At 34.3% G+C, this 15,584-nt stretch carries 9 protein-coding genes; 4 read left to right on the plus strand and 5 right to left on the minus strand.

Annotated features, from left to right (window positions below; all coding sequences use genetic code 11):
- The first annotated feature begins 817 nt into the window (after positions 1–817).
- On the plus strand, positions 818–2,398 hold the full coding sequence (locus HQN62_RS12850) for a Na+/H+ antiporter (RefSeq protein WP_173504656.1): 1,581 nt from the start codon (positions 818–820) through the stop codon (positions 2,396–2,398).
- Between the two features lie 93 nt (positions 2,399–2,491).
- Here the strand turns inward: HQN62_RS12850 and HQN62_RS12855 are convergent, their stop codons facing one another.
- Together HQN62_RS12855 and HQN62_RS12860 are read right to left on the minus strand one after the other, a co-directional pair.
- A complete protein-coding gene (locus tag HQN62_RS12855; RefSeq protein WP_173504657.1) occupies positions 2,492–3,103 on the minus strand; it encodes an alpha-ketoglutarate-dependent dioxygenase AlkB family protein in 612 nt (203 codons plus the stop codon).
- A gap of 33 nt (positions 3,104–3,136) precedes the next feature.
- A complete protein-coding gene (locus HQN62_RS12860) occupies positions 3,137–4,501 on the minus strand; it encodes an exonuclease domain-containing protein (RefSeq protein ID WP_173504658.1) in 1,365 nt (454 codons plus the stop codon).
- Positions 4,502–4,626: 125 nt separating this feature from the next.
- Between HQN62_RS12860 and HQN62_RS12865 the strand changes: the two genes are divergently transcribed.
- Positions 4,627–5,391 carry an XRE family transcriptional regulator gene (locus HQN62_RS12865; protein WP_173504659.1) on the plus strand — a complete coding sequence of 255 codons (765 nt, stop codon included), beginning with the start codon at positions 4,627–4,629 and terminating at the stop codon, positions 5,389–5,391.
- Between the two features lie 339 nt (positions 5,392–5,730).
- Here the strand turns inward: HQN62_RS12865 and HQN62_RS12870 are convergent, their stop codons facing one another.
- A complete protein-coding gene (locus HQN62_RS12870; protein WP_173504660.1) occupies positions 5,731–6,759 on the minus strand; it encodes a rod shape-determining protein in 1,029 nt (342 codons plus the stop codon).
- Between the two features lie 228 nt (positions 6,760–6,987).
- Between HQN62_RS12870 and HQN62_RS12875 the strand changes: the two genes are divergently transcribed.
- Entirely contained in the window at positions 6,988–9,357 is a 2,370-nt protein-coding gene (locus HQN62_RS12875) for a GAF domain-containing protein (protein WP_173504661.1), read from the plus strand.
- On the opposite strand, the gene HQN62_RS12880 is transcribed toward HQN62_RS12875, so the two are convergent.
- On the minus strand, positions 9,354–10,526 hold the full coding sequence (locus HQN62_RS12880; protein ID WP_173504662.1) for a Pycsar system effector family protein: 1,173 nt from the start codon (positions 10,524–10,526) through the stop codon (positions 9,354–9,356). The two genes, HQN62_RS12875 and HQN62_RS12880, sit on opposite strands and share 4 nt — an antisense overlap.
- A gap of 385 nt (positions 10,527–10,911) precedes the next feature.
- On the opposite strand from HQN62_RS12880, the gene HQN62_RS12885 reads away from it, so the two are divergent.
- Complete coding sequence (locus HQN62_RS12885) at positions 10,912–14,580, plus strand: metallophosphoesterase (protein ID WP_254454440.1); 3,669 nt, start codon at positions 10,912–10,914, stop codon at positions 14,578–14,580.
- Here the strand turns inward: HQN62_RS12885 and HQN62_RS12890 are convergent.
- Positions 14,563–15,441: an esterase-like activity of phytase family protein gene (locus HQN62_RS12890; RefSeq protein ID WP_173504664.1), complete on the minus strand. Its 879-nt coding sequence runs from the start codon at positions 15,439–15,441 to the stop codon at positions 14,563–14,565. The two genes, HQN62_RS12885 and HQN62_RS12890, sit on opposite strands and share 18 nt — an antisense overlap.
- Between the last annotated feature and the right edge of the window lie 143 nt (positions 15,442–15,584).

Genomic DNA, 15,584 nt, shown 5'->3' on the forward strand with positions numbered 1-15,584 from the left:
AGCAATAAAAATTTTAAATAACTAACCTCTCCGAATTATTCGGTCAAATGCTTTATAAATTTAATAGTTAAAAAAAGACAAGGCACAACCTAAGTCAAAAGCATTAAAATTATTTTATGCATTCTTCACATGAATTAACTTCTCCAGTACGCCTTTAAGATTGGGGTACAAATTAAGATTCGTTTCATATTTTACTAATTTAATACCGTAAGATATTTCAAAATAGTCTCATGAAAATTTGATTAAAACATATACAGCTATAGTAAACCGAAGTTAGTCATTTTTTTTTGATTTTCAGCCTATTACAAACAAATAACCCTTATAAACGCTCATTTTTTATCACAATAGATTCATCTGCTTTATAAAAAATAACTTGTCTTTTATTAATACTTCCGTAAAATTATTTTTACAAAATCACTAACAACTTGCCTCTCAATATCAATTATCAAAGTATCTAATAGTTATAACAAAATATTTAACATCTTGTGCAAAGGAACACCGTTTGGATTGTTTTCTCCCATAAAACAATTGCGATATAACGCTAAAGAGAAGCAATTTTTGAGTCTTAAATAATTATATCTGATTAATGGTTTTCTTTAACTCAATCTTTTAAAATGTGATGATTTAATAAAATAAAGACAAGCACATCTGCTGCAGGCCACATTCAATTTAATTTGACTAATTTAGCCGAAGAATGATTTTTTTGATACGGATAAGTCTATTATTCAAACAGCATTTGAACCTTATTTTAAATAGCGGCAACATTTTAATTGAATACAGAAGCCAAAACAAGAAACTGTTCTTAAAACCTAAACAAATGCTTGAAAATTTCCCTTTTTATCTTGGTATACTGCTCGTTATTTTATTGCTGATTATGCTTGCTAATAAAATAAAAGTAGCCTACCCTATACTATTAGTTCTGGCGGGTTTGATCATAAGTTTTATTCCTGGCATACCAGTAATAAACATTGAACCCGATCTGATATTCTTTATTTTCCTGCCTCCGTTACTATATGAAGCTGCATGGACGGTTTCGTGGAAAGAAATGTGGCGATGGAGACGCATTATAACAAGCTTTGCTTTTGTGGTCGTTTTTGTCTCAGCGATTTCGGTAGCATTAGTTGCTAATTATGTTATTCCCGGATTTTCATTGGCATTAGGATTTGTGTTAGGCGGAATTGTTTCACCTCCGGATGCTGTAAGTGCCGGTGCTATTTTAAAATTTGTTAAAGTCCCTAAAACCATTTCGTCTATTTTAGAAGGCGAAAGTCTGCTGAACGATGCCTCATCCTTAATTATTTTTAGATTTGCGATGATTGCTGTAGCAACCGAGCAGTTTATATTTTACAAAGCTGCGACGAGTTTTAGCTGGATGATTTTTGGTGGGGTGTCAATTGGTTTACTGATTGGGTGGATTTTTATGAAAGCTCATAAATTCCTGCCAACTGATGTAAATGCAGACAGCGTGCTGACATTGCTAACTCCTTATATTATCTATCTCGCAGCCGAAGAGGTTCACTGTTCTGGGGTATTGGCAGTTGTGAGTGGCGGACTGCTTTTGTCTAATAACAGACATCGTTTTCTTAACAGCAGATCCCGCATTCGGGGAGTAAACGTCTGGGAAAGTTTTTGTTTTATACTTAATGGATTTGTTTTCATGCTGATTGGATTAGATCTGCCTCAAATTACCAAAGGACTTGAAGAAGCGAATATTAGTATTACCGTTGCAGTTGGATATGGTGTGATGATTACGGTTGTTCTGATTATCAGCCGGATTCTGTCTTCTTATGGTGCTGTAATTGTAACACTCATTGCCCGTAATTTTATCACTGTTGCTGACAGCAAAAATCCGGGTTATAAAGTGCCTTTTATACTTGGATGGACCGGAATGCGCGGTGTAGTTTCACTGGCTGCAGCTTTATCAATACCTGTTTATCTCAATAACGGCAACGGATTCCCACAGCGTAATCTCATCCTGTTTATCACTTTCATTGTTATTCTTTTGACCTTATTAATTCAAGGATTAACATTACCCTATTTTATTAAAAAAATTCTAACCGATAATGATGACGATACCTTATCCCGCAATGAAGTCTATAATAACATCCGACAGGAATTAGCTGAATTTGCAACACATTACTTAAAAACCAATTATGGTCATCAAGTAGAAAGTAATCCTCCATTACAACATCTTATTTTGAAATGGGAACAGCACAGTAATGGAATCGATGACGAATCAATTGGTGAAGATCTGAAAGTTATTTATCTGGATTTATTAAATCAGCAAAGGCATTGGCTCATCAATAAAAATAGAGAAGATCAAAGTCTTGACGAGTCAATTATACGAAGACAAATGCATTATTTGGATATTGAAGAAGAAAAACTGCGGTATCTCTAGAAAATATTAAGTCTGCAAGGTTGAATCTCTCTAATCTGTCTGGATTAAAAATTTCGAAATTATGCAGAGGCATGATATTAGTATTTATCTGCTTTATATTCCAACCTTCCTAAAAGTTAGGTTAATCCGTGGAAGCACGTCTCTTGCTGTTTTAGGTACTTGATGTTCCCAGAAACTATTTGTTTTTCCTGCCATTAATAGGAAAGAACCATGGTGCAAAGGAATCTCAAGCGGTGGTATATGTTTTAGAAATTTATGACGCAGCCTAAATATTCGGGTTTCACCAAATGTAACCGATGCAATATTCATATCTTTATTTTCGCTGTGGGTTTTATCGCTATGCCAAGAAACCCCATCCTTTCCATTTCTGTATAAATTCAGTAAAACAGCGTTGAAGTTTATTTTGGTTTCATTTTCGACTCTGGTCTTAATAGTTCTTAATTCTTTAGGCCAATTAGATTTACCTAAATTGCTGTCACTATCATCATACCAAGCAACCATCCGCGGAGCAGTGACCATTTTATCATACATAGGCATTTCGTATTCACGCCATGGAGTATTGTTTAATAAAATGTTATAATAATTATCAGATTCTTCTTTGGTGAAAAAACTATCAATCAACATTACGTCAGCATCAGTTGCGTCAAATATTATTTTGCCGGCTGTGCCTTGTGAAAACATTTCGGTGTCGTTAAAGAGAATCATACGTGTGCCATTTTATTTTTATGTTTCTATCATTTAGAGACGTTTTACTTTTCCTGGGTATTTCTCGGCATAAGCATAAATGAGATGCATGATGTATTGGTTGCTCCGGCAAGGCGTTAGATAATCCTTTATCTCCGACAATTCAGCAAATCCAATATCTGACGGAAAATATCCCATTCCATAAAAATGCCCATTTTCAACCCAAATACAACTGTTTTCTTCTATAGATTTTCCTTTGTCTATAATAACAAAACTTGCTCTGTTACTTAATAAAAACTCAATCGCGTTTTCGATTTTCTCGTTGTGATGGGTAACATCCGGCAAATTTGTCAAATCTTTTTTTGGAAAAAATTCTCCAACTATTGACATACCGTATTGGCAAAATCGGTAATCAATTTTAAACTCTTGAGCAAGGTTTTGCAATACTGTTATTCCATTATATTGGCTATTGAATTCCTGAATACAGGTCTGAAATTTGGTTAGTTTTCCAATTGCCAAATATTTATACCCATTTCGGGCTTCATATTGAAACAATCCAAATTTAGATTCAAAACGTTTTAATGCCCTGTTATAAGCAGGCCACAACTTTTTAATCTCATCACATTCCAACAACAGCGCCATCAATTCAGTAGCGCAGACCTCAAAGGAAATTCCGTAGATATCTTTCAAGAAATTCTGCCTTTGTGCATTTACGTTATGACCGCTAAAATGTGAAGCCACACGCTTTTTTAAATTAACCGCTTTTCCAACATACACAACTTTATTTAGTTGATTATAAAAATAATACACTCCTATTTTTTCAGGCAATTGCTCAAAGTCCTGAGGAGGTAAATTAGGAGGCAGGCGCTGATCCTGTGCCGTTTTCTGAATCATCTTATCCATCACTCCCTCGCTGTCCCATTCCAATAATTTAGAAAATAATATGGCAGTCGCATCTGCATCACCACCAGCACGATGCCGATTCTCTAAACTTATCTCTAATGAATTGCAAAGATTTCCTAAACTATAAGAACCTAAACCCGGTTTAATTTTTCTTGCAGCACGAACGGTACATAATTTTCTGGCTGACCATTTAAACCCTGACTTTTCCAATTGATGCCGAACGAAAGAATAATCGAAATTGACATTATGTGCCACAAAAATTCGATCGGTGAGCATCTCCAAAACTTTTTCGGAAATATCATCAAAGATGGGAGCATTACGCACCATATCGTTATCAATTCCGGTAAGCACAAAAATGGCAAGCGGTATTTCCTGTTGCGGATTGACAAGTGTTTCCCAACGGTCAATAACCTTAGTCCCGTCATGAATAGCAATCGCTATTTCTGTAATACGGCTCCCTCTGGCATTGCCTCCTGTTGTTTCTATATCCACTATGGCATATTCCTGCTTTTTCATAAAGTATCTAACGTGAATATTATTCTTGTTCTTGTAACTGCTTTGATCCAAAATTATTTAGCAAAATTAGGACGTTAAATCACTATGTTGCTTATATTTGTAGTGACTTAAAATCCCTTTAACGTATGTTGTATATTTCTGACAATCTAAAATGGCTGAGAAGCAAGCGAAATTTGTCTCAACAAGAAGTGGCAAACGGAATGTCTCTGCCACTTGACCGCTACAAGAAATATGAATACGGAAAAAACACGCCGCCTGCAGAAACGCTGTTGATTATTTCACGGTATTATCATATCAGCATCGATTTGCTTTTAACAGTTGATCTTCGTAAAATATCCATTGATAATTTAATGCAATTGGAAGACAACCGAATTGTTTTGCCCATAACCGTCGATCAAGACGGCAACAACCTCATTGAAATTATTCCGCACAAAGCACAAGCTGGTTATCTTAGTGGTTATGCTGATGCCGAATACATAGAAAACCTGCAGCAGATAGCACTTCCGTTTTTAGGTTCAGGCAAAATGAGAGCTTTCCCTATTAATGGCGATTCTATGCCGCCACACACCAATAAATCCTTTGTGGTCGGAAAATATGTGGACAATCTGGGGGAAATAAAACAGAACAAAACCTATATATTCATTACCTCCAGAGAGGGGATTACCTATAAACGGCTCGGGAATAAAAACGATGATTCGGTAACTGTCGTTTCAGATAATATTATTTACAGCCCATACGAAATCAAACTCTCTGATATTTTGGAAATTTGGGAATATGTATGCCATATTGGAAGAGATGACGCTAAACTCCTAACCACAGAATCCGATTCAGTAAAAGAAATGTTTCTAGAACTGAAAAGAGATATCCATGAAATAAAACTAAAAAAATAAACCTCTTTCTAGATATTTTTTTAGCTAATGACTATTAAAACCCAGCATAAAAAAGAAGTAAAGTAGCAATTTTTACATATAATTTAAGTTTACAAAAACAGGAAGTATGGTTTTCACATCTGAACAACAATTATATACATATATCTAGCTGTTCTTAATAAAACTTAGTAGTAAAGATAATCATAAAAAAAGTAATTACTCTATTGACGATTGGTCTGTCCTTATTCTAGCATCTTGTTCAAAAGAAGATGACCCCATAGATAACTCATTTGCAGTAAATCCTATTACAAATAAAGTGATTAATTCCAAAAACTCAATGCTACGGAAGTAATAACGAACTTATTTTATCAATACAGTTTTATATTTATCCATGTCTTTTAAAACAATTCCTGTACCTCTAACCACAGCTCTCAAAGGATCTTCTGCAATATATACGGGTAAATCCGTCTTCTGCGAAATCCTTTTGTCAAGACCTCGAAGCATTGCCCCTCCTCCTGCGAGATACAGACCCGTATGATAAATGTCTGCAGCCAGTTCAGGTGGTGTCTGAGAAAGCGTCACCATAATGGCATCTTCAATTCTTTGTATTGATTTATCCAAAGCTTTTGCTATTTCCCTAAAAGAAACCAAAACTTCTTTAGGCTTCCCGGTAAGCATATCTCTTCCACGAACAGTTAAATCAGCAGGAGCATCTTCAAGTTCTTCCATTGCAGCGCCAACTTCAATTTTTATCGTTTCTGCGGAAGCTTCTCCAATATATAGATTATGATGTGTTCTCATAAAATACAATATATCATTGGTAAAAACATCACCTGCAATTTTTATAGATTTGTCACAAATTATTCCTCCAAGGGCAATAACAGCTATTTCTGTAGTCCCTCCACCAATATCCACTATGAGATTCCCCTTAGGCAGCATCACATCTAAACCAATTCCTATCGCAGCAGCCATGGGCTCATGAATTAAAAACACTTCTTTTCCGTTTACTCGTTCACAGGACTCTTTTACTGCTCTTTTTTCCACCGTGGTAATGCCGCTCGGAATACATACCACCATTCGGAGTGCAGGAGTAAAAAAGCTTTTCTTTAAATCAGGTATATTTTTTATAAACCAGCTGATCATTTTCTCAGAGGCATCAAAATCTGCGATAACCCCGTCTTTAAGAGGCCGGATCGTTCTAATATTCTCGTGTGTCTTACCTTGCATCAAACTGGCCTCTTTACCTACTGCGATTATCTTACCGTTTCTAATATCCCTGGCCACAATGGAAGGGCTGTCAACAACAATCTTTCCATCATGAATTATTAAAGTATTGGCCGTCCCCAAATCCATAGCGATTTCCACTATCATAAAATCAAATAAACCCATAATATCGTTTTGTTTAAGAACGCTATTGTTTCCCCTTTATTCTCAATACACTGCCTGAACATAGTAGATTTATGATAATATTAATATTAATTAACATTTGAGTTCTCCTCCACTGCAAAGTGTGGATGCTACCAAAAGTTGAAAACTAAAATCAAAACATTGCCTTTATAATAGCACGGATTCAATCACTTTATTCGTAATTTTACTTTTAGATATACTGACTTAATTATGAGCAATAATCCGTTTACAGAAAGCCCATTCAAAACCCTAATTTCATTTCATAAATTGATCGAAAATTTAGAGGAAATTGCTGCGACCAATGTAGATTACCGTTCAAATTATGCTAAAGCATTACTGAAAGAAATAGAGCCTTTCCCTGAATTTAGAGATGGAATTGAAGATTTAAACTTCATTAAGCAACAAAAAACCTTAATACATAATTTGCTTGCCGACCTATTCCCTACTGCATTAACTCACAACGAAATCAAGGCGATCAGCATTCCGTTTCAGAATATCACTTTTAATTACTCCGAAAGATTCAAACAAATTCTACAAGATGCAGGAATGACATTTGACATGGAGATACGTGATTTTGAGGAGGATGAATTTTACATTTTTAATTGTATCTTAATTTTAAACGCTTATTATGGTCAGCATTTTGACTTCAACAGGCCTTTATTTTATGATATTCCGAGCGCGAATGGCATCATGAACCATTACCGTATTCTGTATAATGCCGATTTCATCGAAATTATTCCAACTCAAAATGCACCCGAACTTTCTCAAGATGATATCGATTTCTTAATGAATAATTACGGTAACATCAATTTATGGAAAGAAAAATTCCCTATTGAAAGCTGGATACTAAAAGGTTTTGGAATAATAAGCCTCATTGATGTTACTAGAGAAAATGCCATATCCAACTTAAAGAGCAATCTTTTAAAATCAGAATCAGCACAAACTAAATTAAATTTGAGTTTTGAATCCATTTTTAGATCTATTTTTAAAATTGCTGATTTAAGAATTGGTTTTATCATATACAATGAGGAAGAAGAAAAATTCACAAACCCACCTCATGAAGAGAAAGAGATGAAAAGTTTCATCTTAAACGGCTTAGAGGAAATGGATTGTAAAAACACCATTTATGGTTGTTCTCTTGAAGCTCTTTTAGCAGAAAAAAAACCAATAATAATCTCTGAGGTTGAACAATTTTCCAAAATTTCCGGAAATGCGAGACTTGCACAACATTTGCTGCAGCAAAACATAAAGAGCTGTATTTTTGCACCAGTAATAAAAGACGATACCATACTTGGAATTATTGAATTGGTTTCTGCAAAGCCAAAAGAACTCAACACCATCAATGCAACGAATCTAGATTTGATTTTACCGTATCTCATCGATACATTAGAACGGTATAAAACCGATATGCAGCACCAGATTGAAGCGATTATTCAAAGAGAATATACTGCCATTCATTCCAGCGTTTATTGGAAATTTAGACGAGAAGCTCTCAAATATTATCAAACTAACAGCCCCAATAAAGATTATATTTTCAAAGAAATCATATTCAAGGAAGTCTATCCACTTTATGGACAAATTGACATTAAAGGTTCCTCCGAACATCGAAATGAAACGGTAAAAGAGGATTTAAAAAACCAATTAACCACTCTTATCCAACTTCTTGAAAAGCAAAAATCAAATGAAAGTCTTGTTTTATTGGAACAACGAATATTCGAACTGCAATCTTTTGATAAAGAGCTTGAATTATCATTAAAAGCAGATACTGAGCAACAAATTCAGAATTATATCGAAACCGAAATTCACCCTATCCTGAGAAACACTAAAATGGATATTGAAAGTGAAATGGCAACGAAAAACTATTTTGAAAGCTTAGACGAAAAAACAGGAATGTTTTATCAAGCCCGAAAGCAATTTGATAATGCTATGTCCGTAATCAATAAAAAACTAGCCGCAGTCCTAGATAAAAAGCAAGTTGAAGCCCAACTAATTTATCCTCATTATTACGAACGATTTAAAACAGATGGTGTAGAACACAACCTTTATATTGGTGCATCAATTGCACCCACAAAACCATTTAACAGCCTTTATTTACAAAATTTAAGATTGTGGCAACTGCAAACTTTATGCGAAATGGAAATAGAACACCACTTGCTTAAAGCTACTTTGCCGTATGAACTGGATGTTACTTCCCTGATTTTGGTATTTAGCTCGCCCATTTCTATACGATTCAGGATGGATGAAAAACGATTTGATGTAGATGGAACCTACAATGCCCGTTATGAAGTGGTTAAAAAACGGATCGATAAAGCCAATATAAAAGGGACCAAAGAACGAATCACCCAAAAAGAAAAAATCACCATTGTTTATTCTCACAATGCTGAAGAAAACGAATACTTGAAATACATCAAATACCTACAATTCAAAAAATTACTGGAACCCAATATTGAACAATTTGAAATTGAAGATTTGCAAGGTGTATCTGGATTAAGAGCCTTTAGGGTAAAAGTGGTTAACCATAATCAGGATAGTTTTTTTCAAAACAATTCTTTTCAAGATTTATTGAATGAACAAAATTAACCGCCAATTGTTTTAAAAGCTACTACAAAAGCAATTACGGACAGTACAATTCCAATCATAAAAATATTATAGGCAATTCGCAATAATCGGTATTTTTTTTCCAAAACGATACCTAAATAATACAAATCTTTTATCATTGAATTGTATAGATATTCCCTGTCTTTCATCATCTCATTCATGGCCCATTTGTAATCCTCCAAAGGCATTTTGTAAAAATTACCAAAGAAAAGAAGATTCACTTTTTTGTCTTCAATGTCCTTTTTTGTAAAAACCCCTTTGGTCACTTTTGGTCGGGTCGAAAGGATGGCAAAAATAATGGTAATTACACTAGACATCAGCATAATAAAAGTAGGAACAACTAAATGCACATTTTTTGGGCTGTCCAATTTTGGAATCAATGTGGAAAGGGCGATAGAAATAATAATGGCATTTACAGAAAGTAAAATATTGGCCTTACTGTCGGCAATACCACTCAATCGGGTATGATTACCTAAAGTAACTCGAAACAAAGTATCAATGCCTCGTTCCGGTTTTTCTTCTTTCTCTTTTCGTTTATTTCCTTTAGGCAATTCTTCACTCATTTTTTTTATTTTTTTTCGAAGTCGTTTTATGTTTTTTTCTTTTAAAGGTTTCCAATGTTCAATCGCATAAGGAGTATAAAACTGGTGAATTTTTGACAAAAACAATTCATTTTCTTTTGCCCATTCTATATCTGTTAACAATTTGCCTTCTACATTTTCCCACTCTTTTCTTAAACCTTCACATTCAAAAATGTAATCATCATTCAGAACATGATAATAGTCTGCATCCTTTATTATTTTTTCTAAAAGGTTTTGAGGCACATACTCCTTTGCTGTTGCTTTGATTAGACCGGAAACTTTAGCAATGTACTTCTCGGTTTTTCCTTTTTCCTTTAAAAAATGAGTTGCGATTTTGGCACTCGAATCTTCATGATTTTGACAACCATTTGTATAGCCCGTATCATGAAACCAAGCCGCTATCAGTAAAATTTCATTATCTGAAAGAGAAATTTTTTCTTCATCACACAATCTGTTCACCGCGTTAACTACACCTGTTGTATGGTTCAAATTATGGTACGTATAAACACCTGAAAGTTTACTTTCCAGTAAATTGGATACAAAATCCTGAACTTGATTTACGAGAGTCATAAAAAAGTTTTTACATGTCTAAATTATGAAATTGTTTTTTGAAATTCATTTAATACTAGAGAATAAACAAAACTTTGTGTAATTTTTGTTTTTTCACCTTTTAAGGTTTTTATTTAAAAGTAACATCGATTAATCAATTACCTTTATATACATTTTCTTAATTTCGTTTAAAAATTATCAAAAAACTCGACATTTCGCTAAATTTAAAATAAATAAATACGCAATCAGCCTACTATTAAGCCTTATTAAAAAGGTATGATTCTTGAAATAATAGAAGTAAGAGCATACTTGTTTTTGGTTACCGGATAATCAAAATAATATTAAATACAAAATAATGAGATTGTTTTCAAAAAATTGTTCAATAAATTTTAGCTTCATTTTTTTAATGCTGCTTCTTCAATCTTGTGCGACACACCAGGCCCAATATGGCAAAAAACTAGAAAACCACGTCATCCAAAATGAAACAGATTCTTCAAAAATTGCCCATACATTTTTCTTAATTGGTGATGCTGGAAGTCCTAACAAAGAAGAAGCTCAAGAAACATTTTCTTTACTTCGAAAAAGGTTAGAAAATTCAAATAAAAAAAGTACGCTATTGTTTCTTGGCGACAATATTTATCCTAGCGGGTTTCCGAGTGGCGTAATCCCAGAAGAATATGCAGAGGCTCAAAACAAACTTACAAAACAGTTAGAATTATCCAAAAATTTCAAAGGAAAAACCATTTTCATCCCAGGAAATCATGATTGGAACAACGGAACTGCAGGTTTAGAACGTCAGGCAAAATTTGTAACCAATTATCTCAATGATAAAAAAGCTTTTTTGCCTCAAAAAAATTGTGGCTTAGAAGAATTAAAAATTGACAAAAACATAACTCTAATTGCTATTGACAGTCAATGGTTTCTGGAAGATTGGGACAAATACCCAACTATAAATGATGATTGCAGTATCAAAACCCGTGAAGATTTTTTTGACGAACTGGCAAGTATTTTAAATAAAAATCAAGACAAAACAATAATTCTAGCTCTTCACCATCCGCTGATGAGCAATGGAACCAGCGGTGGACAGTTTTCAATGGAAAAAGAACTCTTCCCCTTCGAGCAAAAAATTCCATTGCCTGTTATTGGTTCTCTATTTAATTTGACCCGAAAAACATCGGGTATCTATCCGCAGGATATCCAAAATAAAGTGTATCTCAATTTTACAAAACGGGTCAAAACACTTTTGCAAAATCAAAGAAATGTCATCGTAGTTTCTGGCCATGACCATAATTTACAATACCTAAGCAAAAACAATATTAGACAAATCATTAGCGGTGCTGGTTCAAAATCAGAAGCTGCCAAGGCTGTGAATCCAAACGATTTTTCATACGGAGGAAATGGCTATGCAACATTAACATTGTATAAAAACGGAGAAACCAAAGTATCCTTTTATGGCAATGAAAACCAACAGGAAAAACTACTTTTGGAGCAAACCATCATAAAAGTTCGAGATACCGTTGCACCAAAAAATTTGCCCACAAAATTTTCCGCAACAACTACAACTTCGATTTACTCTAATGAGATGACTCGAAAAAGCATCTTTCATAAATTCCTTTTTGGGTTACATTATCGAAAATATTATAGTTTGCCCATTGAAGCAAAAACGGCTACTTTGGACACTCTTTTTGGCGGAGTCAAACCTACAAGGGAAGGCGGCGGACACCAATCAAAATCATTGCGACTGGTTGATGCCAATGGCAAAGAATATGTAATGCGTGCCCTCAAAAAGAGCACCTCCCGTTTTCTGCAATCAGTGGTTTTTAAAGATCAGTTTGTTTTAAATCAGTTTGATGATACCTATGCCGAAGGTTTTTTGTTTGATTTTTACACTACCTCGCACCCTTACACCCCATTGGCGGTTGGAAATCTAGCCGACAAAATTGGTGTTGCACATACTAATCCTCTTTTGTATTACATTCCAAAAGAACCAATTCTAAAGGGCTTCAATTATAATTTTGGTGATGAACTGTACCTGGTGGAAGAACAATTATCCGATAATCAAAAAAACACAACAAGTTTTGGAAAACCATTGGATATTATCAGCACTGATGATGTGATGAAAAATTTGCACAAAGATGAAAAATACACCATTGATGAACCCGAATATATCAAAGCCCGATTATTTGATATGCTTATTGGTGATTGGGACAGACACAGTGATCAATGGCGCTGGGGCGAATACAAAGAAGATGGAAAAATAGTGTACAAACCCATTCCGAGAGATCGAGATCAAGCCTTTACAAAATATGATGGAGCTCTGTTATCGTTATTAATGAATATGCCGGCGTTACGCCATCAACAAACTTTTAAAGAAGATATTCGCAACGTAAAATGGCTGAACCGTGAACCTTATCCACAAGATATTGCGTTCCTAAAAACAGCTGATGAAAAGGAATGGATAGCACAGGCCAAATACATTCAAGAACATCTTTCGGATGCTGATATTGATGGTGCTTTTACTAATTTACCCAAAGAAGTGCAGGACGAAACGATCGAAGACATTAAACGCAAACTAAAAATAAGAAAAACGAAACTACAGCAATACGCAAAAGAATATTACAGGGTATTGCAAAAAACGGTTTTGATTGTTGGAACAGACAAAAAAGACAAATTTACAATTACGAATATCTCAAAAAACAATACTGAAATAGCGGTTTACAGACTCAAAAAAGAAGGTAATGAACTGCTTTATACCAAAAAATTCACTGCAGATAAAACCAAAAATATTTGGATTTACGGTTTAGATGACGATGATGTATTTGAAGTAAAAGGAGACGCTAAATCGGATATAAAAATTCGATTGATAGGTGGGCAAAATAATGACAGCTATACTGTTGAAAACGGAAAAAAAATAAAGATATATGATTTTAAATCCAAACCGAACAATTTCACTTTGGACTCTAAAACCAAAACCTTTTTGACCGATGATTATGAGCCCAATTTTTACAACTATGAAAAAGTAAAATACAATGCTTTCGCGGGATTCCCTTTTGGAGGCTACAATCCAGATGATGGTGTGAAATTAGGCATCGTGGCAAGCTACACGATAAACAAATTCAATCAATATCCATACACTCAAAGGCACTTATTAAAAGCCAATTATTTATTTGCCACCAGCGGTTATGAATTTACTTATAACGGCTATTTTCCAAAAACTTTAGGCAAATGGGATTTTGAGTTGGAATCAAAATTCACGAGTCCTAACTTCACCGTTAATTATTTTGGCTATGGAAATGAAACGGTAAACAATGATGATTTTTATGGAATGGATTACAATCGGGTTCGATTGAGAACGCTAAAAGCCATGCCATCCATCAAAAAAACAGGTCGTTATGGAAGTGAAATTAATCTTGCTACCTCTTTTGAAAAAATAAGAGTCGAAGAAACTACCGATCGTTATATAAACATTCCGGGGGCAGTAAACCCAAATGTTTTTGATAACCAACAGTATGTGGGAGCCATAATCAAATATAGTTTTGAAAATTATGATGTTCCATCGCTGCCGACAATGGGATTTGGATTTTCAGTAGCGGGCAGTTGGAAAATGAATGTAGACCATACACAAACCAATTTTCCTGCATTAGACGCAAAAATTAATTTCAACCATAAAATTGATCCGAAAGGTCAGCTTGTTTTGGCCACTATTCTGAAATCAAAAGTATTGTTCAACAATAATTTCGAATTTTATCAAGGCGCAACTTTAGGTGGTGATTATGATTTGAGAGGTTTCAGAAACGAACGATTCTTGGGTAAAGCTTCTTTCTACCAAAGTACAGATCTACGCTGGAACATCGGCAAAATTAAAAAGAGCATTATACCAATGTCTTACGGAATTTTAGGCGGTTATGATTACGGAAGAGTTTGGCTAGATGGTGAGGACTCCCATAAATGGCATCAATCCATTGGTGGCGGAATATGGATAAATGGCCTCAATGTAATTACGGGGCGAATAACCTATTTCAAAGGCACCGATGACCGAGCCAGAATTACTTTTGGTTTAGGGTATGGCTTTTAGCTTTGAAAGATTCACTTCATAAATTTTTCCGCCAATTTTATTGGTCTTTTCATCAGCAATAATGAGGGTTTCATTGTTCTTAAAACAAATCGCTTCTTTTTGTGAAAAATGATTTAATTTCAGTTGCGACTGCTTTCCTTTAAGAAAATCATCTCCTTTAAAATTCTCCAGCAATATGATTTTATCGTGGGTTAGAAGAACCACTTTGGAAACGTCTGGACTAATTGTGGCACTGGTAATTGCGCAATGATTGTAGTTAGCGCCACTGTTTAATTTACCCATTAAAACCGCTTGATGAAAACCGGCTTTATTTGGGATTTTATATACTAAAACGGTGCCGTCAAATCCTTTGCTTCGGTTTTTGGTAAAGAGATAAAAGTTGTTTTTATATTCAAAGAAACCTTCCACATCAAAGAATAATTTAGTTTTTTTTGGTGGAAATTCTTTTTGCTCGGGATACGAAAATGAAATTTTATAGGCCGGAATTGCCTTTTCCTTCTCTAATGAATTTTTACTTATTTGATAGATGCACAAATCTTTTCGAACGTTGTCATTGTTGCCAAAATCGCCAATATACAGATTTCCTGCTTTGTCTTTTGTGATGTCTTCCCAATCTATATTTAAGGCATTTTCAATGGTAATTGTTTTCTCAATTGTGCCATTTTTGACATTCAGTCCATAGATTTTATTGGCATTACCGCTGTCTTCCAAAGTCCAGAATAAATCATTTCTTTCAGTGTAAACAATCCCGGAAACTTCTTTTAACTTTTTTGGTAAACTATAAAGTGTCGTAAGTGTTTCAGAACCGTTTTGACACGCTATTAAAATAAAAGCAATTACAATAGAGATAGAATTTTTCATAGCTTTATGTATAGTTACAAAAATAAGTCATAAATTTCGATGAAACTAAACTTATTTCTTGGCTAAATAATTGAATTTCTTGTTGACAAAATATTTTTCACCAAAATATTACAAACTAAATCTATTACAAAAAATTAAAAAAA

This window comes from Flavobacterium sp. M31R6, assembly GCF_013284035.1.
Classification (GTDB): Bacteria; Bacteroidota; Bacteroidia; order Flavobacteriales; family Flavobacteriaceae; genus Flavobacterium.

What these genes read in the sequence shown, in the direction of transcription:
- HQN62_RS12850 (WP_173504656.1), top strand. Translation starts at nt 818, where the DNA reads ATGCTTGAAAATTTCCCTTTTTATCTTGGTATACTGCTCGTTATTTTA.
- HQN62_RS12865 (WP_173504659.1), top strand. Translation starts at nt 4,627, where the DNA reads ATGTTGTATATTTCTGACAATCTAAAATGGCTGAGAAGCAAGCGAAAT.
- HQN62_RS12875 (WP_173504661.1), top strand. Translation starts at nt 6,988, where the DNA reads ATGAGCAATAATCCGTTTACAGAAAGCCCATTCAAAACCCTAATTTCA.
- HQN62_RS12870 (WP_173504660.1), bottom strand. Translation starts at nt 6,759, where the DNA reads ATGGGTTTATTTGATTTTATGATAGTGGAAATCGCTATGGATTTGGGG.
- HQN62_RS12890 (WP_173504664.1), bottom strand. Translation starts at nt 15,441, where the DNA reads ATGAAAAATTCTATCTCTATTGTAATTGCTTTTATTTTAATAGCGTGT.
- HQN62_RS12855 (WP_173504657.1), bottom strand. Translation starts at nt 3,103, where the DNA reads ATGATTCTCTTTAACGACACCGAAATGTTTTCACAAGGCACAGCCGGC.
- HQN62_RS12885 (WP_254454440.1), top strand. Translation starts at nt 10,912, where the DNA reads ATGCTGCTTCTTCAATCTTGTGCGACACACCAGGCCCAATATGGCAAA.
- HQN62_RS12880 (WP_173504662.1), bottom strand. Translation starts at nt 10,526, where the DNA reads ATGACTCTCGTAAATCAAGTTCAGGATTTTGTATCCAATTTACTGGAA.
- HQN62_RS12860 (WP_173504658.1), bottom strand. Translation starts at nt 4,501, where the DNA reads ATGAAAAAGCAGGAATATGCCATAGTGGATATAGAAACAACAGGAGGC.